Genomic DNA, 23,751 nt, shown 5'->3' with positions numbered 1-23,751 from the left:
AATAGTTCAGCGGTAAGCTTCACGGGCGCCTCCTGGCGAATCGATGTCCCGATGTTAGCGCCGCATGTGACACAGACATTTCGATAGTGCCGAGTTGCCGGGTGCATGCGCCCGACCGTGGATCAACCAGATCATGCTCTGGTGCAGCGCGGGCGAAGGCGCCCTTCGTGACCGTAGTGTTCTGGAATTTCGCGAGGACAAGAAGTTGGAAACTATCGTGATCGAGAAGAAGAAGCGGCCGACGTGCCTAACGCCGCGCCAACCCGCATCGTAAAGATCAACGACCGCGAACGGGGATGTGGCCTGAGACTCACGACCGGCCGGACAGATCTAAAGTATAACAACCTGGCGGAACCCTGGCCCCCAAAAAGTTCTTGAGCATGCCTACCCAGCTTCCGCTGCCCGCGCGGCTGACGCCGTGACGCTATCAGGAGTGACCGCATGCCCCTTTCACCGCCACGCGCGGGCTTGAGGGCAGCCGTTTGATCGTCCTGATGAATCTCGAGGACATGCAGGAGGCCGGACTGGAAGAAGCATCGACGGTCACGCTCGTCGCCGATTGCGACACGCACCAGCGCCGTGAGGTGGGGGGTCTTCCCCCTTTGACCTACCGCGCGGCTGCCTTGCCGGCTATTTTCCCGAACTGAACCCGCTGGTCCCGCTTGGTCACCACGACGTTCTGTCGAAGACGCCCGCAGCAAAGGGGGTGCCGGTAAGGATCGAGGCATCATGAGGAGCGGCGATGCGGGAACGAGCCGGCTTGCAGCGCGCTTACTTATCGCAACCTCGAAAGGGTGAAAGCTCGCCACGACCCACCCTTTCGCCATGTGATGGAGCGTATCATGCCCGACACAGATTCTACCGGAACCCGCCGCGGCGTACTGGGAGACGCCCGTCCCGATGCAGTCGACCCGCACCGCCAGAAGAAAGGTGCACAGAAGCCTGAGAAAATCGAGGACCGCCCTTCGGTCGGAACCGTCAAGCCGGAAGACTACCCCGAAGGCCAGCGCGCCAGGAACACGGGGCAATGATGCCGGAACGGGACCAGCCCAGTTCGCGTCGCCTCGGCCGCGCGGGAATAATGGTGGCGGTGATCCTGCTGGCCGTTATCGTCCTAGTGTTCGCGGGACGCACTTTATGGCACGCCCAGGAGCTTGAACAAGAACAGCAGACCGGCGTGAATGAGCATGATGGCGCGCAACGCGCGATCAGGAAGGCCGAATAGCGATCTCTTCGACCCGATGCCGAGACAGATCACTTCGGTACCATCCGTTCCGCCATTGTCCGCCTTCCTAGCGCCCGGATTGCAGCCGGCCTAGTCGCCTGCAATCCGCGTCAGTCATCTTTTTTTGATCAAACACCAAGCACTCCTATTGCTTGCGATAACACGCGACGCTGGCCTGAAGTATCGACCATCTCCTGCTTAATGCGGTAACCGCGAAAGGTCGGGTCTCAGCAAACGTCGATCGTTGTCCGCGCGCCTGCGAGAAAACGAGCGATCCTGCCCCGGTCTCGATCGGTTTGCCTGACAATGCCATGCGCCGCCCCAAAGGATCCAAGCGATGAAAATCCAGAGCTTCATACTTACCGAGAATGGCTGGGTGCCCAACAACGCTCGGCTTCCGGTAGTTAATTATAGTGCGGCGCTGGATAGTGATGAGCCATACCTAGCGGATCGCTTCGAAGCGCTATTCGGCGGGCATGGCTGGCCAGCGGACTGGCGCGACGGGATTTTCGACTATCGCCATTACCACTCGACCGCGCATGAGGTGCTCGGCGTGTTTTCCGGTTCGGCAACGCTGGAAATCGGTGGACCACACGGACGCCGGATCGAGGTATTAGCTGGCGATGCGCTGATGCTGCCTGCCGGCACCGGGCACCGCTGCCTTTCCGCAAACGAGGATTTCAAAGTGGTCGGGGCTTATCCGCAAGGGCAGGACTGGGATATATGCCGGGAGGCTGCGGACGATGCCACGCGGGCTCGGATCGCCGCGCTGCCTGACCCCCCCTACGATCCCGTTACCGGTGAGCGGGGTGCGCGCACCGGCCCGTGAAATCAGGGATGCAGTAATTGCACATACCATTGCGCGTAGGGCCCGGTCCTTGCCAGATGCCGATTAAGATCGGGGGCGCCATCGTCCCACCAGACCGGTCCGCGCTCGCCCAGCGCCTGCTTTGCTGAATCGATCGCAGCATGTGCCCGCTCCTTCGCGTCGTGATCGCCCTTGCGCCTGGCAACACCAACCGCGCGACGGGCTGACATGAGCTTCTTGACCAGCGCCTCGCGACGCTCTTGCGGCAGGTTGGGATCGGACATGCGCCACAGCCGGCCGCCCACGACAAAGTAGTGACCGTCCGGCGTCACGGGGTGGCCGGCGACGCGTGTGGGTGGCTCAGCCATACAAATCCCGATGGAGGATGATGATAGGCGCATCAAGGCAGGCTCGCTCTCCGGCTGGGCCTGCCTCTAAGCGGCAATTCAGATTTTAGTGTTCGCTACTACGGCGTGGCTACCCGCTTCATCGCCTCTGATCTTACCGCCGAAGAGCATCTTCAGCTTGCCGGTCAGCGACACATCGGATTCCCATAGCTCAGCTTCATCGATATCGAAGCGAAGCAACGCAAGATTGGGATCCGTCTTTCCTCCGGGAAACCAAGCTTCGACAGCGTTCGACCACAGCTTGTCGACCATGGCAGGGTTGGTATCCAATTCGACGCGGCCCGACAGACACGCGAAGAAATCCTGACCCTTCGAAACGAATTGCGCCATCGCAGCGCCGCCGCCGGCAAGGCGATTGTCCTTACCGATGAAGAACCAGATGGTGTCGACCTGATCCTTGTCGAGCTGCGCCGTCAACGGTTCGGAATGGCTCTTCCCATCGGCAAGGCCGACCATCAGGAAAGGGCCCTTTTCGATCTTTTCCCAAAGGTGTTGCTTCAGCTTTTGTGTGTCAGTCGACATTGCCATCTCCTCAAGGGTGTTCCAGCCACAACGCCGGTATGCCGCCTGAGTTTCGCAAACGTTGCCTATCCGGTGAGCGGCTGTGCTCTTTCGCCGCCATGCCGCCTTCGCGGTCCGCAGGAGTAGCACCGCCGCCAAATTCGACGTCGCTGTGGCCCGGATTCAGGCGCTCTTCGCGCAAATCGTTGCGGTGCTCCTAGTCTTTGTGAATTGGCAGAATTATCGGCGCAATCGCGGGCAACAAAGCCGCTGAACACGTGCGCGGCGTCATTGGTACGGCGGGCACCCTGCTCGGATTCGCTGCCCCGACCGTGCTGCGGCGCATGGGTCCGCTCGGCCTGATTGGCGCCGTGGCCGGGGGCTACGCCTACAAAAGGTATGCGGAACGCCGGGACGCGCGAAAGCCGCCTGCGCAGCGGCCAAGCGGTTTCGCGGAACCGGCGCGCACACAGGCCTGACCGGGTTCAAGCCGATGCTGGGGCAGCGCCTCTGGCATCACCGTCCTCTGGGCGGATCAGCCGAGTTTTCGCATCAGCCGCCCTGCCGCGCCGTGCTCGGCCGCGAGGTTGCGGTTGTAGACGAGCGGCATGCGCGGGCTCTTCCAGCGCAGCGCGTCCATGATGCCCGCGAGATCCTCACCACTCGCGAAAAGGTCCTGATTGAGGCCAACACGCGTGGAGTGCCCACTGATGCGCTTCAGCCAGTGCTCCAGATCGTCGCGGGTCAGATCAGGCAAGGCCCCCTTCTCGAACGCCCGCCGGATGATCGCGCGCCAGATCGGCCCGATCGAGCCGGGATGAAGCGCGGCATCGCCGACACTGTATTCGGTGCGGGCCGCCACGGCAGGTTGGGGCAGTGCCTTGCGCCAGTGATACCCTTCGCGCCCGGACAGCGTCGCCAGATCGCGGCCGGGTATGCGGGCCCTCGCCTTGTAGCGGCGCACGAACACCCGGCGGAACACCGCGCCCTCACTGATCTCGGCCGCGTCCAGCCAAGCTTTGACCGCACGCACGGTGCGAGGGCTGAGGAAAGCGGTAGCCCCCTCCCCTTCGCTATCGCTCTTGCTGCGCGGGATCGCAAGCAGCCGCGCATCGGGGTCGATGGCAGGGAGGATGTGCCCGACTTCGACGGCGACCAGTTCGCTGGCCCGGAGCCCTGTATCGTAGGCCAGACTGAGGAGGGCGCGATCGCGCAGGCCGACGAGGTCCTCACCGCAGCTTTCCAGCAGCGCACGAAGATTGAGACCCCGTGCCAGGTCGCGTTCGATGTCGGAGACAGGTCCCTTGAATCGCAGCGGCGCCGCCTGGCGCTGGGCCACCCCCTTTTCCTTACGGATTGCCGCCAGCGTCAGCTTGACCAGCGGAGCCGTTGTGGGATCGATGAGGCCAAGTAGTTGGTGCAGCCGCGCGATCGACGCCTTGTAGCGGGCCAGCGAGGCCGGGCGGGCCCCCTGCCCGCCGCGGCGCTTGAGATAGTCCGCAACGTCCTCCGATCGTGCCGGCACGGTGATGCGGCGATGCTGGCGGCACCACAGATCGAAAGCGGAGAGATCCGAGCGCAGCGCTGCGAGCGTATGTTTCGAAGCCGCCGCCTGGAACGCTTCGAGCAAACCCGCATCCACGACAACCTGCTCCGCCGTCCGGAGCGACGTGATCAGCGGCACCAGGGCGCCGCCCGCCCCTGTTCCATCATGGCGACCCGCCGCACCGAGAAGGCTGGCGTGCCCGGCGGAGCCAAGTGTTTCGGTACCGGAGACTGGGTTTGGCTGGTGCACGCTCATTCGTCTGCTTTTCCATGCTTTTTCGCAATCCGCGCAAAACCGCCGGTTTTTCAGCACACCGCTGGACGGCCGCCATCTTACCGGCACGATAATGCTTCTGCAATAACTGCAATTATCGCATATGGCTGATGATGCAATATAGCTCGATGTATATTTATCTCGTTTTCACTTAGCGTGTGGTATAAATTCCGCGATTCCTGCGGGCTTCCACGGCGCGGGGCCGGCGCATCGCATTCGTGGGATGCCCGGGCGCCAGCATCATCTGCGGCGCATGGTATCATTGGTCGGCCAAGCCCAGATCAGCTAACACTTTCGAGGAACTCATGCACTACCCTGCCCCGCTGTGGATACGCGACGGCATCGACCTAGGCTGGTTTCTGGCCGACGGCATGGGCTCTGTGCGTAGTGCCGTCAGTTATCGCTCCGGTGGATGGTGGTTTCTGCCGGTCTGGCTGCCCGATAACGTCAAGAACGACGTTGGGCCCTTCCCGACGAAGGCTTCCGCCGTGGCAGAAGCAGAGCGCTTGCCGCTTGCCTACAGCCGAACAAGCCCGAGCCTTTGAGTTTCCTTTACGCACAGGACCGCCGCCCAATCTCCGTCGTATCGGGCGTCGAGGTTCGCAAGTGGGCGGTGAGGTACGTGATCGCGTTCGCTTCATCGCCCTGCCGCTGCCTATAGCGATCACAACGACGCGGACAACGATTTTCGCAGTTCCTTTATTCCTTACCGGCCACAGGTCCCGCCCGCCGTTCACAAAGCAGCCGTAAATTCGCCTCAGCAAGGCTCCACGTCATTAAAACCACGATCGCTGCTTGGTGGGCAGGAAGATCATCCAGATCGCACTCGCCAAATTGTCTGCAACCCGGAAGTTCTATGCGCGGTCGATGACACCAAAACTCGCGGAGCATGCCGCCTGCTTCAACGCCCCGGCCCTCAGTTACCACCGCGAGAGAAGCCAGAGCCGCTATCGCGATCGAAGCGGATGAAGGTCCAGTAAATCCGTTTCGCCGTATGAAGTCGCGGATCCAGCAGCACTTGGGTGCTGCCGGAAAAGGCGCGGCACTTGCTCAGACCTCGATACAAGCGCTGAAAACGAGTTCGAATGACATCGCCAGTGAAATTGGCTGCAAATCCCATCACAAAAAGCCTCCCCGGAAACCGGGCTTACGCTGCGTAAACTGCCTTGAGATGACCCGTACCACCCTAATAGGCGCCACCTCGCTCCAGCGAGCCCAAAATTGATTATAGAGCTAATTCCCGCTTTGTTCCGGAACTCCGGCTGTCAGGCTTCGGGCGCACCAAACAACTCGTCGAGTAAGAGTTGGAACGCTGCCTCCACCTCCGATCGACCGGCGCTTAACTTTGGCGGCAACGTGATCGTCATTCCTTTTTTCCTCGATGCCTTGGTGTACGTGAGGATTTCCCCGCCATCGGCTGCACCAATGGTGAAGGTGGTATTCTCGATCACGGAAGGCTTTGGCGGCCTGGCAGCATTCCTGAACGCCGCAATCACCTCAGCTGGTGCCATAAGCGATACCCCCTCGTTGAGACGCAACGCTTGCAGGCCGGCGAGCCGGATGGCCTCGTCGCGTACCCGCTGTGCGACTTCTCCCCCTTCCTTGATGATCGAAGCGATGGCGCGCGGATGAGAGACTGTCACCGACTTCGGATCACCAAAGGCGGAAACAAAGACTTGATCCAGGTCGGCAAGCGCCGTGTAGCGGTAGATCGTGGCACGCGCCACGCCTAGGCGCTCAGCCATCGCTGCGGTATCGCTCTTGTAGTGAGAGCGAAGTGCCATCTGGTAGCTTCGTGCTCGCTCGAGATCAGAGACATCGGCGCGCGCTCTGTTCTCCAGATCGCTCAGCCGAAACGCCGCCTCGTCGTCGAGGGGCTGAACATCAATCAGGTATTTGAAGTCGGGATAGTTATTCGCTCGAAGCCAGCTGATGGCAAAGTGCCTGCGCGAACCTGCAACAATCTCGTATGGCGCTGCAGGATCCTCCGTGCGGCGAACGATTGCCGGCATCCGCTGCCGCCCTTCGGACCGGATCGACTGAATCAGTTCCTCGCAATCCTCGTAGGTAAGCTCGTCATAGCGTCGAGCATTCTGGTTCGACGGTTTGCAGAGCACGGGATCCACCCATTCGTACTGCTCATACTGCACGTCAGCACCGAGTTTGCTCAGCGCCTTGCCGCGACTGACCAGTACATCGCCTGTCGGAAGGGAAGGTGCATCGCCGTGGCCAAACGCCTCAACGACCTCCGAGGCAATAGAAGCCCCAAAACCCGGTTTGCGCGCCATAACGTCAATTCCCTTCACATGCCCCGGCAGAAATACAACGAACGAATCTCGCTCTTGCCGGCCATGGGGAGTTTATCGGATGAGATTCCATAAGCGCAAGGCCGCCCCCTGCCCTGTACCCAAATCCCTCCTGCGCCCCTAACAGTCGCACCGCGCAATTCGGTCCCGACGAAGCACCCGGCGTCGGCGTCGATGCTGTGAACCGGGTTGAACCATGTAATTCGTTCATGCCTCGCCCGCCCGGGCGATCGCCGCGGATGTGGAGACCTTCATTGTAATCTCCGGTAGCGGCCCACCCTCCAGCGTTACGCAGACAACATTCAAATGCGCTCAAGTGGTGACACTTGAGAGACGAGGGTGACCCTATCCTTCGCCCTGCCCTCTCGACGGAAGCAGCGGGCCGGCTCTCTTCCGCCTTTTATGCGCTCGTAGTTTCGCAGCACCTGCCGCCGGTCGATCACAGTTTGGCACCGCGAGACTTCTCGCAATCATAATCGCGAAGCCGACGCGTCAGCGATGAAGCACCTAAGTTATACGGGAAAGCTGCTCTGCCGGCTTACACTCCGTTCGCGCAGGAGCCCTGCCAGCAATGTCCAGAATATTTTCTCAGATGGTTGTGATTGCGGCCTACGGACAGGCGCACTTTGGTGCCCTTCTCCATTGGAGAATGACTTCCTCGTCTCCGCTTGGGCGCCACGAAACCACCGATAGCGACCGCGCGCATTCGCACACTCGCTTCCACCCTTGCGCCATAGCTGCTATTAACAGCACACATTCTCCATTGGAGAGAGCGCGGTAGAGCGCGCGCAAGACATTGCCACTTGACGCAGATCTCGCGGCTTTGCGTGCCGCGCGATCCTTGAGTGACCCGATAGGTCTTCCGTTCTCCAATGGAGAACGGCACGGGACATCCCGGAAATTCGTTGCTGCGAGCTTGGCGTGAGCTCCAGGCATCGGTTGCGGATCGTCATTCTCCATTGGAGAATGACTGTTGCTTCAGGTCCTAAGCCTCCAAGTTTAGACGCTGCGCCAATGACCTTGCCGTCAACTAACGTGAGCCCAGATGTCGGGCAGCAATGTCGATCGAAATTCGTGGGACAATCCGAACCGTGAATGCCCCCCTCCCCTTCTCCTCCGCTTGCACGGCAGACGCGCGGGGACGCGGCATTTCAACCATTCAACCCTTCCAGGCCGCAAAAGCAAACCCCGGCACAGTGGCCGGGGCAAGATGAGAGCGATTGAGGCGGCGAGCTTCAGTCGAGCCCATGTCTCGATGGCCAAAGTTTCTTGATGTTTTCCTCAAGCTCCCAGCCAAGCTGGTTGAGCTGATTGAGGCAGCGGGTTCTGACCGCGTGGTTCGTCGTTGAAGACGTCAGGTCGAAGACCGTCTTCAACTGGCTGGCGGCATTGTTGAACTCCGCAGAGCTCCGAAGCTCCTGCGAAAATACACTGCGTCCGAACACCGTATTGGTGATGTCTACAATCTGCCTTTGAGACTCGATGTTCGCCTCGCTCTTGGAAATCACCATTCCCACGAACCCATACTCCGGCTGGATATCGTGCTCACCCAGTGCGCCCATCGTCTCTTCAAGCATGCCCAAAAACGCAGTCGTTGAGGCGAAATCGACAATGCTGGGCGGAACCGGGATGAGCAGCGCGTTCGCAGCGTACATAACCGAGAGCGAAACCATGCCGAGCGCCGGCGGGGGATCCATCACGATGACATCGTAGTTGCCTGCCACCTTATGGATGTCGCGCGCAAGGGTCGTGAGCACGTTGAAGCCGTGGACACCGATGCGGGCAGCAACTTCATATTCCGCGTTATAGAGCTTGAGATTAGCCGGTATCAGATCAAGATTATGGAAGTGGGTTTTCCGAATGATCTGGGCGATGCCCCTCTCAGGCTTGCCCTGCAGCAGGGCGTAAATGCTGTCGAGTTCGTCGAGATCCTTGTCCGGAATATATCCGAACTGCATTGTCGCAGATGCCTGCGCATCAGCATCGATCAACAGCACGCGATAGCCATGTATCGCAAGATACTGCGCCATATGCACGGCAATTGTCGACTTGCCGACGCCGCCTTTGAAGTTCTGGCATGCTATGATTGCCGGCGGATCGGTCTCCTCGCGCCAAGGACGCGTGTCGAAGACTTGGCGCATCGTGTCGAGGTCCTTGAGCGTATAGCCCTTCCGGCGCCCGGTCATATTGCGCTCTTGATGTGGGAGACGACCCTCTGCCTCAGCGATCCGGATCGCCGATGCGGAACGACCGACAAGGCTGGCGGCCTGTGAAATTGTGAACGTCGGCCCGCTGCGGGGTGGGTTGTGCTGAATGTTGCGCTCCTGGAGCTTGCTCAGCACCATGCTCGCCATGTGATAATACCGGGTGATCAACTCTTTGGTTGTGCTGCCCAAATCAGGGGAAAGGGACGCCATGCTTGTCCTCTTGTGACTCTCGGATTATCGAGGCGCACGGCCTCGTTGTCGATTTTCTTTAGGTTCTATCGCGAATTTCGACAACGAAAATCTAGAACTGTCGTTCATTCCCAAGACATGGGCCATTTTCTCCGTTTCAAAGATACCGAAAACAGCGACCATTTGTCACTTTTCCGCTTCGGAAGTGGAAAATCCAGCAAGCTTCAGGTCAAACGTCATCGCTGATTACGGTACGGTTTCGTGGTCGGTGCCGGATGATTGGCGCAAACAAAATCTCTTCCGGTACTCAAACCTCGCGATGGGGGTCCACTCCTCAATCCCGCTTTCGAGAATACCGTAAACAGCGATCCATTGGCGGTTTCTGGTTAGCTTCATCGTCAAAACCGCAAATCGGGATGCTGCCGGCATTTGAGGAGAGTCAGGGGCTGTGGATAAAATTGTACCATCGCTGACGAAGGTATGAAGGAACGCTGGAAAAGGTACGAACATACGCTGGAAAACGTACGATCGAGCGCTGTTTAAAGTATGCGATCTAACCTACTACCGAATCCTACTCCCTTTGGGAGATACCTTCCTCCGGTTAGACGCGATCGGGGTTTCCAAAAAAAAAAGCTTAATGGAATTTTCGCAGCGTACCTTTATCAGCGACCCATTGGCACTTTCGGAGGTATCCCGGCTAAAAAACCGCCAACAGCTTGCGTTTAACCGGCATTTCGGCAAAATCGGGGCATCGATCGGTGATTCCCAAGGGTGATTCTGTGGCAAGGCGCAAAACAGGCGAGAGCGATGCTCAGATCATGCTTCCACTGGGAGCACAGTTTGTCGAGGCCTTGAAGCACAGTCCAGTTGCCGATGTGAGGGCACTGGCCGACACGCCAGACGCAAAGCGGATTTTCGACGCCGTCCATTATGTGATGGAAGAAGAATCGCTTCCAAACTTCATGCACTCGGCACTTTGCGCCATGTCCCTTCCAGTGAAGGCGCCCAAGGACCAGAGTGCGCCGGTTATCAGGCGTGACGGGAACATCTCGCTTATCATTCAGCCTATGGAGCGGCAGGAGCCCATAGGACCGAATGGTGAATTCGTAGCGGTGAACAGAGGGGTACCGTATGGTCGCCATGCGCGGCTGATCATGATCTATATCATGACCGAAGCAGTGCGCACGCGAACCCGGGAAATCTATCTGGGGAGCTCCTTTTCAAGCTGGCTGCGGCGCATGGGGATCACGAACACTTCCTCTGGCGGCAAACGTGGCACACGCACCAGCGTTCAGGATCAAATCGATCGAATCCTCAATTGCCAATGGACAATCCGCTGGGACGAAAGCGCTCCACCCGCCGGCAAAGGGAAGAAGGGGGAGAAGGTTCCGAGCGAGCAGATGCGTGCGTTTGCAGTCAATGACATGCGGATCGTCAATCGGTACGCGGGTCTCAGAACGGGGGAGGGGACCTTTGTCTCGCACTTTGTCTTGTCAGAAGAGTTCTATGGAGAGCTGCTGAAGCATTCGGTTCCTTTCAATGAACGGGCGATCGTCGCACTGAAGGACAGTGCCACGAAGCTCGATCTCTACACCTGGCTCGCATATCGGCTTCCACGCATACCTCAGGGGACAGAGGTGCGCCTCAACTGGGCTGACCTTGCCAAGCATTTGGGGAATCAATCGAGCACGATGACGAAATTCCGTCAGTCCGTGCGTGCTGCCTGGGACGAGGTCTCTGGTGTCTACCAGCAGGCGCGTCACTCGGTCGATATGAGCGATCTCATCATCCGCCTGCGTTACGCTGAGAAGCCGACTAAGGGTATGCTGCTTATCCAGGGGGAGAAGAGGGGCGCCAGGAAGCTGGCGCAGGCAGCGCCTGAGGACGCAGGCCTGCTGAGGTTGCACAGTTCCGATAAGCCCAAGCCGGTTATGTCCGGCCCAGCTATACGCTTTCCCAAAAGTGGTGCACTGGAATTCGCAGAGCCCGAGCTGTATCGCATCGGAAGGGACTTTGGATCAAACAACTCCGTGACGGTCATGGCCGATGCTTTCAGGAAACTTCTCGGAAACGAGATTGACAGTCTGGAGGGCGACCAGCTCAAGGACCGCTGGAAGCGATATGTAGAAAAATGGCCGAAGCCTGCCTGATTTCAAGCAGGTTAGCGCCGTTCTCCATTGGAGAATCTGCTATCGGCATCACTGCGTCAACAACGCATCAACGGGCATACCATACCTTAAACAGCGACGCATAGCTCAGCTGTTTCAGCACTCCAGCTTCGAGCTATCTCTTGTACGCCATCGTTCAGATGATTGGCCTAATCGCTGATTGAAGTACGCCCGCACTACCGTCGTGCATCCGTGCGTACCTTAAGCAGCGACCCCCAATGCGCGACAGAACCGGTCGTCTTGGGGTCAATGTGCAACTGCCCGATGAGCGTCACCCCAGAGGCTTGCATATGAGTAGGTATGCGGACAACCACGGCAAGCTACCCATGGCATCTCCGGATGCCGGGCCGGATTCGTTGACTGAACCGCTCACAGACCGTTTACGTTTAGCTTGTCCTATTCTTGAGGATAGCACCGCCAGGCTTGTTCGGTCGCGATCTGCTTTTGAGCGAGTGATCAGGGCGAGCGCCTCCACGTGCGCTTTTCAGCGCGGCGGGATCAGGGGGCTTTTCGAAGCTGACGGGTAAGGTTTCGGGCTTTGGGCGGCACGGCCGCGGTGGCTATGTGGGGGCAGTCGGAAGGCTGGTAGCGATGTCTTTGAACACGGTTTCATCGGGGCAGGCGTAGCGTTGCGAACTCGGCGGTGGCGAGCGCGGTGGCCTTGGGGATGGCCTGCTGGATGGGCGACAGCACCCAGTAGGCGGCAGTATGCAGGATCAGCCGCATCTCGTTGGCGTTGGCCGAGCGGCACGAAGTGCGATCGCTGGCGAGCTGGGCCTTGTGCCGCTTGATCAGATTCTCGGCCTGGTCCCGGGCGCAGTAGAGCGTGTCGTAGATGTGCTCGGCCGAGCTCTTGGTCAGCGAAGTAACGACGTAGCGGATGTCCATCCCGAGCGTGCTTGCCTCGATCGGGACGGCGACGCGGCGCTGACATTTCCAGCTCTTCGCACCCTAACGGGTCCCGGCATAATTGCGCAAAACCACCCGGCCTTCCTGGGCGCGCTTGACCGCGCAGGCGTCGGCGCTCACGACGATGACCGGATCAGCGCGCAGCGCAGCGTTGGTGGGCAGAACAAACACATAGTCGACGCCGGCCGCCTCGCAGAGGCCATGACCTCGGGGCGGCCATAGTGGCCGTCTCGCCCCATGGTCACGCCCGGCCCAAGCCGATGCCCAGCACGAAGCCGTCAGCATGGCCGCCAGTTTGCTGGCGGCCTCCGCCACCACCGCAGAAGGTGCATAGATGCGCTTCACGGGGGCCCAGATCCGACCGTTGTTGTGGAAGCGGGTTCGCACCATCGCGTCGATCTGGTCATGCCTCTTTTCGCGAGATTAGCGTCCTTTCTCCACCTCTAGGCTTTGCAGAGCCTTCCGGTCTTCGTGCGAAACGAATTCGCAGGCCAGCAAGGTTTTACGATGAAGGGCGCCGCTTTCCCGTGCCACGATCGAGATAATCCCGAGGTCTTTCATGGCCTGCCGGTCATCGGGCAATTCACGGGAAAATCCGCGTTTCGATGCGCCCAGCAGGTGGTTGTTTTCCCGGACCAGATGATAGCGCTGCGCTGCCTGTTCAGCGACTTCGCCGTCCAGCAGCACACCGATGGAGGTGCCAGCGAACACAGCGGCCCGGGCTGTGAGGCCTTCGCGCTCGATGGGCGTGGGCAGGGCATAGATCGCACCCAATACTGACGTGTCGGGCCGACCGAGCTTTTCGGCTTCCTCATAAAGCTGCGTAGCAAGCCCGAAGCTGTAGGCGGGTTCGCATAGGGCGGCGCCGAAGAAGTCCGGCTGTGCCGCCGGACCGGCTGCAAGGCTGCTGTTCGGAACGAGCATCGCCGTGATTGATGCCGCAGCCAGGATGCGAATTTTTTGGCAGTTCAACATGGTATCCTAATTCGAAATGACTTCCTGGTCGCGGGTCAGGTGCGGCGCGAGAGTTCCCGTGCGGCCTGGCCCAAGACGATCACGCCGGTTGATCCGATGATGGCGGCTGCGGCACGCGTGATGCGTTGCAGCGCCGATGGCCGGGCGATCACGCTGCGGGCGCGATGCGCCAGGATTGCGTAAGGCGCCAGCGTGACCACCAGCGTCAATGCCGTGACGCATGCCAGCGCAGCCCATTGCGCCAGTCCGACCGACCGCGCCGAGATCCAGAACCGTGGGCAAAAGGGCAAGGTAGAACACGATGGTCTTGGGGTTGCCCAGCGTCAGCGAATATCCGCTGAGAAACGAGCCAAGGCCGCTCGGGCTTTCCTTTGCGCGCGCCTGAACGATACCGCCCGTACTGGTCCACATTTTCCAGGCGATGTAGGCAAGATAGCAGCCGCCCAGAACCTTGATGACCAGGAAGGCGCCCGAGAAGGCCTTGGCGATACCGGCAAGTCCGGCGACCGCGACGGTAAGGTAGGTCAGATCGCCCAGAATGATCCCGCCAAGCAGGAACAGGGCCGCCTTCAGCCCATTGCCCATAGACTGGCCCACGACCGCCGCGACCCCTGGGCCCGGAATTGCGGCGGCAATGCCCAGCGCTGCCGAATAGGTGATGAGGGACGCGATCATGGCTGTCTTTCGGAAATACTAGTGGCGGCGATGCGGGCATAGCCGCGCTGTCACTAGGCGCAGGCTGCGCGCGCCGCCAGAGCAATGGCGGCATTGCAGTGCAGCTTTGCGGTGTCGAACATTGGAAAGTCGGGCATGTGGTGCTGGTCGATCAGCAGGAACAAATCCGTGCATATGCACACTGCCTTCACGCCGCTAAAACCCCGCTACCCTATCCACGCTACGCAGTCCTTCGAGCACGATGCCGAACTTGTAGCCTGCAGAGAAAAACCGCCTCGTCTGCCGGCCGGCGCCGTTCACCGCCGCTTCGGCAGAGACCTTGGTTGGCAATTTTCGCAACAAGCGATTGGGCTTCATATGCGTTCCTTTGTCACTACGAGGAAGTCCAAACCCTCCTGAAATCTCAACTCCTGATCTGTGCCAAGGCCGCTGACGGCGGATAGCCTCATCGCGTTGATTATGCTCTGCCCTCGAAATCTCGGCGCCACTTGTCGCATTGCAGTGCAAGCTGCTCTTCCACGGATGGCCAGTCAAAAGTAAACGCGCGAGCGGCCGCCCGCGTCGGGTCCGCGTAATCTTCGGCGGTCAGGGGCGCTGTGCCTTGAACCACCACACACGTCATGTCGGGGTACCCACGTGGAGAGGTGAAGGCGCGCAGGACCTGCAGCGGCCTGGGAAGATCGTCAGGTCTCAGCCGATAAATCGGATGCTCGGGCTCGGGACAACGTTCGCGCACAGCGAGGGCCAGGTTCGCCAGATCAATACTCGCGCGGCGACGGATGACATCCATCAGTACCGGATAGATGGCCCGGGCCATCGTCTCGTCATCGCGGGTGATGTGAAGGCCGGCCAAGATGGCGGATAGAGTGTTAGGACGCAATTTTCGCAGCTCCCTACATCGGCATTGTAAGTACGTTGGCCAGAAGATCCTCTGCAACCCTCACCCGCGGATCATGTGCGGAACAGTGCCAGCAGGAACTCCGGCTGCTGATTGGTGATGGCCAGTGTTTGCGCAGCGAGTTGCTGCCGCAATCGGAGCGCGGCAATTCGAGCCGACTGAACAGACATGTCCGCATCCACCAGGTTGCCGAGCGCCTCGGTTGCGATGGCAATGCCAACGGTCTGACTATGTTGGCGCACCTCAAGGGAGCCCGAGTGGGCTCCAAAATAGCGCAATGCAGAACCTACGGTTCCGCTGGCCCTTTCGACCTTTTGCGCCAAGCTGTCAGGGTCGTCCCAATCGATAGGATCGAGGCCGAGTGATCTGAGGCTGAGATCGCGCGATACGATGCGTTCGGTGCCGCCTCGCGTATCGGTTGCAAAGTCGTATCGCACATTCCCTCGTCCGGTGGTTTGCGAGCTCGCGACAACCTTAACGACATCGCCGGTCGATGCGGGCGAAGAACCGTAGGGTCCCATCGAAATCGCACCCACCGCCCAAGCGCTCGAGGCGTCATGCTCGCTGTTGTTGACCATGACTGTAAGCGGGCCGCGCGCGGGGTCATAGTCGAAGCTCAGGACACTGAGGCCGCTGCGAGCCGCACCTTCGCCGACTTGCGCACCCTCCGTGCCCGCCGGCTGACCCGTGGCGGCAAGTCGGATCCCGCCTTGCCATATTTCCATGGTATCCGCTCGTTCGTAGGCGTCGAACGCGATGTCGATGTGTGCTGCCAGCGGGCCAGGATCCAATGGGAACTGAGCGACGACCCCTTCGGGCAATGCACGTTCGCCAAACGGATCGTCTCTGGCCGCAGCCACCTGTTCCGGGTCCGCCGAGGCGAGGGGAGAATCGAATGCTGCAGGCGTCTGATAGGCAATTGCGCTTTTCCAGCGCTCTACAGGCTCGGGGATCGTAAGGTCAGGATCCTGGAGCTGCAGCCCTTCGATCGCGAGACCGGCGTTACCGGCAGGCACGCGGATTTCAATGTCCTGGCCATTCTCGGGATCGTAATCGAAGCTGAGAATGAATGGCCCGGCCTCGGGCGTTCCGGGGGCGACCGCCTCGCTGCTGCGGACATAGTCCGCTCCCGATGCGGCGACACGCACCCCGTTCTGCCAGATTTCAACTACACCGGCACCGCTCGAACCTTCAAAGCTGGCGGAACCTGTGTCGACCAGAAGGTTTATCCGGCCTGAAGTGACGCCGGCGTCCACCTGAAACGTGCGGGCAGCGTTGGTGGTGATCGGCAGATATGAGGGATCTTCCGGCGCCAGCGGGCTAATGAGTTCCTCGAACCCGCTGGGCGTAAGGTCTGAAGTCGGCAATGTGAAACGCCGCGTTCCGCTTACCAGCGTTTCATCGCTGCCGGGGGGCATAGCGCTCGCCGCACCGCCGGCGACCAGGTCGGAGAGCATGTGCGCCGGGTTTACTGTCGAATCCGGAAGGCTGTAGGTCGTACGTGTTGTGGTCTGGGTGACTGCTTTTCCCTTGAGCGCTCGCAAGCTCGTCCTTTGCGCGCTGCAGCTGTTTGCGCGCATTCTCCCGAAAGTCGATCATGGCCTTCTCCTTGGGGCATTGCGGGGCGGGGCAGTGGGCAGCGAGGAGTGCGAGGATCGGTTCAGCCGCGCGCTTCCTGGACGATGCGCAGGCCCTCAAGGCGCAACAGCAGGGCGCTCGCGCGCTCGCGGGGCAGCAACTCGGGCATCAGGGCAGGCCAGGTGTCCAGCGCCTTGACTACGATATTCCGTACCTCGCGCGTCATCCATCGCGGATCGAGATCCAGGAACCTGGCGACCCGTTCGAAGCGGTGCAGGTTGACGGTCTCGAAGCTGCGGGTGCCGATGAATTGCAGCGCCATCGTGTCGCCCGGCATGAACAGAACCGTGGGCACGATGTCGTAAGCCGGTGAAAGGCGGATCTGCCCGGGCGCCGGAAAACGGAAAGACCAGTTTTTGAGGTGGTTGTCGCCATTGCCCAGAAGCACGTCGGCGACAATGCGCCGTACCGCCTCCAGGATGTCGCTGCGGTTGTCGGTGCTGAAGCGCCGTACGGCGTTGATCACCGTCTCGCTCGTACCCATGGTATACTTGCGCTCTCCCGCAGCGCCCAGGATCTGCGCGGTGTCCTCGATGTGGATGCGGTTGCCGTCGCTCGAGCGGTCGAAGCGCTCGACGACCAGGATCTGGTCGCCGTGCTCCAGCATCTCCTCGGGTATCCCCTCGACGACGTCGCGCGAGACCAGCCGGCAATCGGCGGTGTTCACGCCCAGTGAGCGCGCAAGCAGCATGCCAGCATGCTCCGCCTCGGGCAGGCCGGCGTACCGCTCGCTCGCGACTTTGATGATGCACCGCCCGCTTTCTCCGCGCCCGGGCACCGTCAGGCGTTCGTCATGAAGGTTGGCGGTGAACTTGAGCTGCACGCCCGCCAGCGAGAACTTGACGAGCCCGCTGGGCAGGGGCGCCTGAAATCCGCGTGTGTCGACCATTTCGGCCGGCCCGGCCGAGGCGGGAAATTCCGTCTCGGGCGTCACCAGGACGGCGCCGGGCAGGTCGGCGCCCAGCCTGGTGAGCACATCGAACTGGTCATGATCCCCGGGGCCCATCTCACCCAGCACCATCTCGTGCAGCGCCCCTTCAGGGAGCAGGCCGGAGAACCACGGCGGCAGGAAACCGTTGATCGCCACCTTTTGGGTGCGCGCTGCAAGCCTGTCGCGCGTGCCCTCGGCCGAAGAAGGATCGAACCAGCCCAGGCTCAGGACAGGTCGCTGTTCGTCCTGAAGGTAGGTCTCGGCAACGACGAACGAGACACCCCCGTCGCCATCGCGGGTAAGGGTCCCGACCCGCGTCGGGCCGCGCGACGCATCGAGCAGATGCACGCCCATGACGGCAGGTATCTTGGCCATCAGTCAGTGCCGTCCTTCGCCGGTTCGTCACCCGGCTCGCCATCCGACTCATTGCCGTGTTCGCTCCCAAGGTCGATGAACAGGTCGTCGAAGGCGGTGGTCACGGGCCTTGCGCGGTGGCCCGTGCCCGCGGTGCCTGCGACCGTCTCCAGCACCTTGTCCACCTGATCGCGCGGCACCAGAACCGGGACGACGCTCAGCGCATCACAGGCTTCGGCCAGCAACGTCAGCCGGTCACGGCCCCACCGCGATCCCAGCAGATCGCGCTCCAGTTCCGAGATCCGGGCGGGATCCCTGCCCAGTCGCCGCGCAAGGGCTGGCTGGGTCAGCGAGCGGGCTTTGCGCCACTTGCGCAATTGCTGGCCCAGCATGGGGAATGGCTGATAAATCATGCGGAATGCCGCTATTCCTGTCGATTGAATGCGTAATACCGCTAGTTCAGTTTCGAAGACATGACAAGCGAAAAGCCGCATTGATCGAGTATTTTATGCGGAATACCGCTATTTTTAACAGGGTGAGAGGGATGCGCGCCCGCACATGTCTGCGCGCGATCTCTCGAAAATCGATCATGCGCCGCACGCCGGGAGCGTTGCGTTGCGCGGGCCAGCGCCTGGTCGGGCACACGCCTCTCAGAACAATAGATCGACGGCCCTCACAATCTCCTCATTGCGCAGCGTAAGCGCGGATGAGCCTATCGAAATCTCGACCTCGCATGCCGCGGGGTCCTGCGATTGTCGCAGGTTGCCGAACAGCCAGATGCCCGTCTCTCGCGCCACGCGGTCGCGCGATGCCAGCCAGCACTCCGGCTCGCCATCAAGCTTGAGATGGAACATGTTCGTGTGGGGCACAGAGGGCGTGATGCTCGCGCCTGTCCCCGACGCCTCGAAAGGCTGGGCGGGATGAACGGGGCCATTTCGGCGAGATGGCGGCAGGTCAGTCGTGGCCGGGTGCGTTCGGCTGCCAGGGCGTCGTCTTCAAGCATGGCTGCCCTCTTGCCGCGCGAGCAGCGCCGCAGCAAGGCCGTAGCGCCTGCGCGCGTGGGGGGCTCTCCTGCGCGTTCGGCTCCCGCATTCCGGTGCCGGTCGCGTCGGGCGGGTGCCGGCACAACCCCTCTGGCAACGCGCGCCCGACCTGTTACGCTGCCGCGGATCGAAGCTTAAGGGGGGTAAATGGTGCGCAAACGTCTGGGTCTTGTGGCCGCGAGCGCAGCAGGGGTCTTGGCCTTCATCGTGCCGGTGCAGGCGCAAGACCTCGCCCAGATCCGCATCGAGGACGTAGCGCGCTTCTACCGGGTTTATGACGAGGCCCGCGGCGCTCCTTCGGCCCGGGTGCTCCAGCAAGATTACATCGAGGCCGGCAGTGACGGGTTCGTCAGTTTGTACCGAACCGGATCATCTCCGGGTCCTCGCTGGCGAAGGTCATTCAGCAGAACCGTGCCGTCTACGACGAGGCTCGAACATGTATGACCGTGCTGCCACAGGTGTCCGGCAAGCTCCAGACGGCGTTTCGCACGCTCGCCCGTCTCGATCCGCAAGCCACCTTCCCGCCCGTCACGATCCTTGTCGGGGGGAACAACAGTGGAGGGACGACCGGAAAGTCAGGTGTGCTTATCGGGCTTGAGGTCGCATGTAGGGCATCGTGGTTGCAGCCCGATCCCTCGGACCGCCTGTTCCACCTGATCGCGCACGAATACGGGCACATCGAGCAGGACCCAGCGCTCGATGATGAGAATGCGCCGACCACTGTCCTGCGCCAATCGCTCATCGAAGGAACTGCCGAGCTCGTCGCCGAGCTGATCTCGGGTCAGGTGAGCAATGTACACCTGCAGTCGTGGACGCAGGGGCACGTCGATGAGATCGATGCGAGGTTCCTGGCCGATGCCGACAGCTCAGACCTGTCTGGCTGGCTTTACAATGGCGTGGGCACCCCCGATCAGCCCGGCGATCTAGGGTACTGGGTGGGCTATCGGATCGCCAGGGCTTTCTATGACAAGGCCGGCGACAAACGTGCAGCGCTTCGCACGCTGCTGGACCTGAAGAATCCCAAAGACATTCTCGCCGGGAGCGGTTGGGGAACGGGGCCGCATGGCTGACGTTCCGGGCCCGGGTGGACCCACTGCAAACGCCCCGGAGCAGGGGAAATGACCGAGGGGAACGATAGCGGCGAGGCTCATCCGCAAGATCGACGAGAGTCATTTGACGCCGTTTCGCTTTCAGGGCTGGACTGGAAGACGGCTCACGGCATCGTTCGGGTGGTGCTATGACTTCGAGGCGGCCAAGCCCATGGAAGCGCCGTCGATCCCGGACTGGCTGCCGCCGTTTCGCGACCGTGCAGCGCATTTTGCCGGCCTTGCTCCCCTACTGCTGATCCAGGCCTTGTTGATCCGGTACGATCCCGGTGCCGGCATCGGCTGGCACAGGGATCGCCCGGTCTACGAGCACATCATCGGCATATCGCTCGGAGAGCCCGCGACCATGCGCTTCCGGCAACGGCGCGGCGCAGGCTTCGCGCGGGCCTCAAGGCCTCTGGAACCACGTGCAGGATATCACATGAGCGGGGGTGCTCGATACGACTGGGAGCACAGTATCGCCGAGATGGAAATGCCGCGGTGGTCCATCACCTTTCGCAGCATGGCCAATGCATATGCGAGGTAATATTATAATCCTTCCGCTGAGATTTCAGGACGAGATCAAAGTATGTAATTGGTTACATCGACAATTCATGGCGAAGTAATTCAATTACCGGTTGAATGTCGTGATTTTGTCGCGAATCACTGGTAGAGGCTTCGGCTCGAAGCGCCAAAGGCGTTCGCAAGGAGAGATGATCGTGTTCGACCAGATAGACGCTGCCTACTTTCGGCAGCGCGCGCTTGAAGAGCGCGAAAGGGCTGGCAGTGCCAGGGGCAGCCTCGCGGAACGTTTCAGGCGCCGCGCTGCGGCCTTTGAAGCAAAGGCGCGCGCTCTGGCCTGATTGCCCACGTCTCATTGCATCCGCTGCTCATTCTTGTCTCCTGTCCCTTGCTTCGGCGAAATCCTGGTCTTCCGGTGTCGCGATTGTCGCCGCCGAGCAGATCACCGCAGGAGGTGGGCCAAGCCCGGTCAACGTCGACAATTCTCGTTGCAGATGGCGATTTATGAGGACGCTCTGCAATGCAGGGCATGCGACACAGGTCATGCACCCGTCACGATGGCACTCAAGGCATTCACACCGTAGAGATGCGCGTCGACTTATCGGGAACAAGCTTATGTGCAACCGGGCGCGCATGAAAGGCGATATCGAGACGATCTGGGGATCGCTCGCCGAACTCTGTGATAGCGCCAGAGGACCTTGATGCAGCGATCCGCGCGACTTTCCCGAGCGGGCAAGTTCGCGGTCTTGGCGTTGTCTTTCGACGGGTCGATCATGAGTTGCTCGAGGCGTTGGGGTTTCTCGACGCGGCCGAACAATTCGTTGAGGCGAGAGGCCGCAGTTCGGTAATGGCAATGCGGGTAGCTGGAATGACGTCCGCGCCGGTATACTCCCGAAGTCGTGGAAAGCGCGCTGGAACTGCGGGGCCTTCTCCGGCAATAGAGCCGCGATAATTGCCTTCCACGGTCTCGTGAACGGCACTCCAAAAACGAGTTGACGGCCAAGATATGAGCAGAAGCGAACGCGGCAGTGAAATGGAAGCGCCAGTTGTCGAGGCAAGCCGCGGGTCTGTCGCCAAGTTCATAGCCTATGCCAAGCGTCGCGGCACGATCACCGTCGACGAGCTGAACGTTGCCCTGCCGCAGGATCAGATGACCGCAGACCAGATCGAGGACGTCATGGCGGCGATGTCGGAGATGGGTATCAGGATCGTCGAGAACGAAGATGACCCGGATTCCGACGATACGCCCGCCGGGGGCGCCTTATCGCGTGAGGATGAGAGCGACGACGATCAGGCGCCCGGTAACGATGTGGGCGACGATGCAGCCGATGATGATGTAGGGGGCGTCGACGACGGGGCAGTTTTCGAAAGCCGCGGGCCGAAGCCGAAAAAAGCGGAGAGCCTGGGCAGCACGGATGATCCCGTGCGCATGTACCTGCGCGAAATGGGCGCGGCGGAGATGCTCACCCGTGAGGGTGAGGCCGCTATTGCCAAGCGGATCGAAGCGGGCCGCGACATGATGATCCAGGGCTTGTGCGAAAGTCCGCTGACGTTTCATGCCATCATCCACTGGTCCGAGGCGCTCAATGCCGGAGACATGCAGCTTCGCGAGATCCTCGATCTCGACGCAATGCTTGCGAAGGAACCGCAACCCGAGACATTCGGGGAGGACGCCGAGGCTGACGACGGCGGCGAGATCAGCGAGAAGACCGCAGGCCCATCGTTCAGCGATGAAGCGGAGCCGGAAGAGCAAAGCGCCGGTCAACTGGACGAGGACGGCAATCCGGTCGCGGCCGTGCGAACCGAAGAGGCGGACGCGGACGAGGGCAGTATCAGCCTTGCCCAGATGGAAGCTGCGCTGATGCCTGAGGCACTGGAGAAATTCGGGCTTATCGCCGAGCTTTTTCACAGCTTCGAGCGGGTTCAGGCGGACCGCACGGAAGCGGCGGGGTTGGGTATAGCCTTCCCTCATGCGCGCGAGGAACAGTATCTGCAGCTGCGCGCGGAACTGACCGCCGAGGTGGAGTCGGTCAAATTCCATGCCGCCAAGATCGAACAGCTGATCGACAACCTCTACGTGTCCAACCGCCGTCTCACGGCGCTGGGCGGCCAGATGCTGCGGCTGGTCGAGCGGCACAAGGTGAAGCGCGCCGATTTCCTCGAAGCCTACGTCGGCCGTGAACTGGATGACACCTGGGTGGCCGAGATGGCAGGCAGGGACAAGAAATGGGCCGCGTTCGCCGCCGCCGAAGCCGAGCCCGCCGAGCGTATCCGTAACGAGGTCACGGAAATCGCGGCGACCATCGGCATGGCGCTTCCCGAGTTTCGCCGCATCGTCAACATGGTCCAGAAGGGCGAGCGCGAGGCGCGTATCGCCAAGAAGGAGATGGTCGAGGCGAACCTGCGCCTGGTGATCTCGATCGCCAAGAAGTACCTTAACCGGGGGCTGCAGTTCCTCGACCTGATCCAGGAGGGTAATATCGGGTTGATGAAGGCCGTCGACAAGTTCGAGTACCGGCGCGGCTACAAGTTCTCGACTTATGCGACCTGGTGGATCAGGCAGGCCATCACCCGTTCGATCGCGGACCAGGCCCGCACGATCCGCATCCCGGTTCACATGATCGAGACGATCAACAAGCTGGTCCGGGCAAACCGGCGCTTCCTGCACGAGCATGGCCGCGAGCCCACGCCCGAGGAAATGGCCGAACAGCTCTCGATGCCGCTCGACAAGGTCAAGCGCGTGCTCAAGATCGCGAAGGAACCGGTGTCGCTCGAAACGCCTGTGGGCGACGAGGAAGACAGCCACCTTGGCGATTTCATCAGGGACGAGAACGCAGTCATCCCGGTGGACGCGGCAATCCAGGCGAACCTCAAGGAAATGATCACGCGAACGCTGGCATCGCTGACCCCGCGCGAGGAGCGCGTGCTGCGCATGCGCTTCGGCATCGGCATGAACACCGATCACACGCTGGAGGAAGTCGGTCAGCAGTTCTCGGTGACCCGCGAGCGCATCCGCCAGATCGAAGCCAAGGCGCTGCGCAAGCTCAAGCACCCCAGCAGGTCGCGCGCGATGCGAGCATTCCTGGACTGA

General features: G+C 60.9%; 25 protein-coding genes and 1 pseudogene. 11 read left to right on the top strand and 15 right to left on the bottom strand.

All coding sequences use genetic code 11. The features are described from left to right. Positions 1 to 482: 482 nt before the first annotated feature. The 4 genes from BES08_RS33160 to BES08_RS25705 all read left to right on the top strand — a co-directional run bounded on the left by BES08_RS33160 (position 483) and on the right by BES08_RS25705 (position 2,054). A complete protein-coding gene (locus tag BES08_RS33160; protein ID WP_008829247.1) occupies positions 483 to 647 on the top strand; it encodes a hypothetical protein in 165 nt (54 codons plus the stop codon). 195 nt (positions 648 to 842) lie between these two features. Beyond that, the gene (locus BES08_RS25715) at positions 843 to 1,031 is read left to right on the top strand and encodes a hypothetical protein (protein ID WP_008829246.1); all 189 of its coding nucleotides are present in this window, start codon (positions 843 to 845) and stop codon (positions 1,029 to 1,031) included. Then, entirely contained in the window at positions 1,028 to 1,225 is a 198-nt protein-coding gene (locus BES08_RS25710) for a hypothetical protein (protein ID WP_008829245.1), read from the top strand. The genes BES08_RS25715 and BES08_RS25710 overlap by 4 nt, the downstream gene beginning before the upstream one ends. A 337-nt stretch (positions 1,226 to 1,562) precedes the next feature. Beyond that, the gene (locus tag BES08_RS25705; RefSeq protein WP_069709705.1) at positions 1,563 to 2,054 is read left to right on the top strand and encodes a cupin domain-containing protein; all 492 of its coding nucleotides are present in this window, start codon (positions 1,563 to 1,565) and stop codon (positions 2,052 to 2,054) included. Positions 2,055 to 2,056: 2 nt separating this feature from the next. On the opposite strand, the gene BES08_RS25700 is transcribed toward BES08_RS25705, so the two are convergent. The 3 genes from BES08_RS25700 to BES08_RS25685 form a co-directional block, all read right to left on the bottom strand. After that, positions 2,057 to 2,401 carry a hypothetical protein gene (locus BES08_RS25700; RefSeq protein WP_008829243.1) on the bottom strand — a complete coding sequence of 115 codons (345 nt, stop codon included), beginning with the start codon at positions 2,399 to 2,401 and terminating at the stop codon, positions 2,057 to 2,059. A 78-nt stretch (positions 2,402 to 2,479) separates the two neighbouring features. Continuing rightward, positions 2,480 to 2,962: a pyridoxamine 5'-phosphate oxidase family protein gene (locus BES08_RS25695; RefSeq protein WP_008829242.1), complete on the bottom strand. Its 483-nt coding sequence runs from the start codon at positions 2,960 to 2,962 to the stop codon at positions 2,480 to 2,482. A 514-nt stretch (positions 2,963 to 3,476) separates the two neighbouring features. Further along, entirely contained in the window at positions 3,477 to 4,742 is a 1,266-nt protein-coding gene (locus tag BES08_RS25685; RefSeq protein WP_008829240.1) for a site-specific integrase, read from the bottom strand. A 323-nt stretch (positions 4,743 to 5,065) separates the two neighbouring features. On the opposite strand from BES08_RS25685, the gene BES08_RS32120 reads away from it, so the two are divergent. Next, positions 5,066 to 5,305, top strand: a complete 240-nt coding sequence (locus BES08_RS32120) for a hypothetical protein (RefSeq protein WP_083274821.1) — start codon at positions 5,066 to 5,068, stop codon at positions 5,303 to 5,305. A 371-nt stretch (positions 5,306 to 5,676) separates the two neighbouring features. On the opposite strand, the gene BES08_RS33155 is transcribed toward BES08_RS32120, so the two are convergent. From BES08_RS33155 to BES08_RS25675, 3 genes are all read right to left on the bottom strand, one after another. After that, positions 5,677 to 5,880, bottom strand: coding sequence for a hypothetical protein (locus BES08_RS33155; protein WP_156799969.1), 204 nt, complete (start codon positions 5,878 to 5,880; stop codon positions 5,677 to 5,679). A gap of 145 nt (positions 5,881 to 6,025) precedes the next feature. Further along, complete coding sequence (locus BES08_RS25680) at positions 6,026 to 7,048, bottom strand: ParB/RepB/Spo0J family partition protein (RefSeq protein ID WP_008827838.1); 1,023 nt, start codon at positions 7,046 to 7,048, stop codon at positions 6,026 to 6,028. A 1,253-nt stretch (positions 7,049 to 8,301) separates the two neighbouring features. Then, positions 8,302 to 9,483, bottom strand: a complete 1,182-nt coding sequence (locus BES08_RS25675) for an AAA family ATPase (RefSeq protein WP_276526999.1) — start codon at positions 9,481 to 9,483, stop codon at positions 8,302 to 8,304. 695 nt (positions 9,484 to 10,178) lie between these two features. On the opposite strand from BES08_RS25675, the gene BES08_RS25670 reads away from it, so the two are divergent. Continuing rightward, a complete protein-coding gene (locus tag BES08_RS25670; protein ID WP_156799968.1) occupies positions 10,179 to 11,612 on the top strand; it encodes a replication protein RepA in 1,434 nt (477 codons plus the stop codon). A 636-nt stretch (positions 11,613 to 12,248) separates the two neighbouring features. Here the strand turns inward: BES08_RS25670 and BES08_RS25665 are convergent. From BES08_RS25665 to BES08_RS25630, 9 genes and pseudogenes are all read right to left on the bottom strand, one after another. After that, a pseudogene (locus BES08_RS25665) lies at positions 12,249 to 12,784 on the bottom strand (transposase); the annotation flags it as partial. A 178-nt stretch (positions 12,785 to 12,962) separates the two neighbouring features. Continuing rightward, positions 12,963 to 13,514 (bottom strand): hypothetical protein, encoded by a 552-nt coding sequence (locus BES08_RS25660; protein WP_069709702.1) that lies wholly within the window; start codon positions 13,512 to 13,514, stop codon positions 12,963 to 12,965. 6 nt (positions 13,515 to 13,520) lie between these two features. Then, on the bottom strand, positions 13,521 to 14,189 hold the full coding sequence (locus BES08_RS25655; protein ID WP_008829503.1) for a LysE family translocator: 669 nt from the start codon (positions 14,187 to 14,189) through the stop codon (positions 13,521 to 13,523). A 195-nt stretch (positions 14,190 to 14,384) separates the two neighbouring features. Next, positions 14,385 to 14,546, bottom strand: a complete 162-nt coding sequence (locus tag BES08_RS33150; RefSeq protein WP_156799967.1) for a hypothetical protein — start codon at positions 14,544 to 14,546, stop codon at positions 14,385 to 14,387. A gap of 100 nt (positions 14,547 to 14,646) precedes the next feature. Then, a complete protein-coding gene (locus BES08_RS25650; protein ID WP_197524527.1) occupies positions 14,647 to 15,006 on the bottom strand; it encodes a hypothetical protein in 360 nt (119 codons plus the stop codon). A 134-nt stretch (positions 15,007 to 15,140) separates the two neighbouring features. Next, positions 15,141 to 16,544 carry a flagellin family protein gene (locus BES08_RS25645; protein WP_069709700.1) on the bottom strand — a complete coding sequence of 468 codons (1,404 nt, stop codon included), beginning with the start codon at positions 16,542 to 16,544 and terminating at the stop codon, positions 15,141 to 15,143. Positions 16,545 to 16,747: 203 nt separating this feature from the next. Beyond that, a complete protein-coding gene (locus tag BES08_RS25640; protein ID WP_008829507.1) occupies positions 16,748 to 18,031 on the bottom strand; it encodes a type II toxin-antitoxin system HipA family toxin in 1,284 nt (427 codons plus the stop codon). Next, positions 18,031 to 18,423 (bottom strand): helix-turn-helix domain-containing protein, encoded by a 393-nt coding sequence (locus BES08_RS25635; protein ID WP_008829508.1) that lies wholly within the window; start codon positions 18,421 to 18,423, stop codon positions 18,031 to 18,033. Before BES08_RS25635 ends, BES08_RS25640 begins: the two co-directional genes overlap by 1 nt. 237 nt (positions 18,424 to 18,660) lie before the next feature. Beyond that, on the bottom strand, positions 18,661 to 18,864 hold the full coding sequence (locus BES08_RS25630) for a hypothetical protein (protein WP_008829509.1): 204 nt from the start codon (positions 18,862 to 18,864) through the stop codon (positions 18,661 to 18,663). Between the two features lie 336 nt (positions 18,865 to 19,200). Here BES08_RS25630 and BES08_RS25625 point away from each other — a divergent pair, with 336 nt between their 5' ends. From BES08_RS25625 to rpoD, 5 genes are all read left to right on the top strand, one after another. After that, positions 19,201 to 19,497 (top strand): hypothetical protein, encoded by a 297-nt coding sequence (locus tag BES08_RS25625; RefSeq protein WP_069709699.1) that lies wholly within the window; start codon positions 19,201 to 19,203, stop codon positions 19,495 to 19,497. Then, on the top strand, positions 19,494 to 20,123 hold the full coding sequence (locus tag BES08_RS25620; protein WP_083274820.1) for a DUF2268 domain-containing putative Zn-dependent protease: 630 nt from the start codon (positions 19,494 to 19,496) through the stop codon (positions 20,121 to 20,123). The genes BES08_RS25625 and BES08_RS25620 overlap by 4 nt, the downstream gene beginning before the upstream one ends. Before the next feature lie 103 nt (positions 20,124 to 20,226). Next, entirely contained in the window at positions 20,227 to 20,685 is a 459-nt protein-coding gene (locus tag BES08_RS25615; protein WP_338043879.1) for an alpha-ketoglutarate-dependent dioxygenase AlkB, read from the top strand. Between the two features lie 166 nt (positions 20,686 to 20,851). After that, positions 20,852 to 21,001 carry a hypothetical protein gene (locus BES08_RS33145; protein WP_156799965.1) on the top strand — a complete coding sequence of 50 codons (150 nt, stop codon included), beginning with the start codon at positions 20,852 to 20,854 and terminating at the stop codon, positions 20,999 to 21,001. A 692-nt stretch (positions 21,002 to 21,693) separates the two neighbouring features. Then, positions 21,694 to 23,751 carry an RNA polymerase sigma factor RpoD gene (rpoD, locus tag BES08_RS25610; protein ID WP_375154549.1) on the top strand — a complete coding sequence of 686 codons (2,058 nt, stop codon included), beginning with the start codon at positions 21,694 to 21,696 and terminating at the stop codon, positions 23,749 to 23,751.

The sequence above is a fragment of the Novosphingobium resinovorum genome (assembly GCF_001742225.1).
GTDB lineage: Bacteria > Pseudomonadota > Alphaproteobacteria > Sphingomonadales > Sphingomonadaceae > Novosphingobium > Novosphingobium resinovorum_A.
The sequence above is the reverse complement of the archived record's forward strand: the minus strand, read 5'-3'. Positions and strand labels throughout refer to the sequence as shown.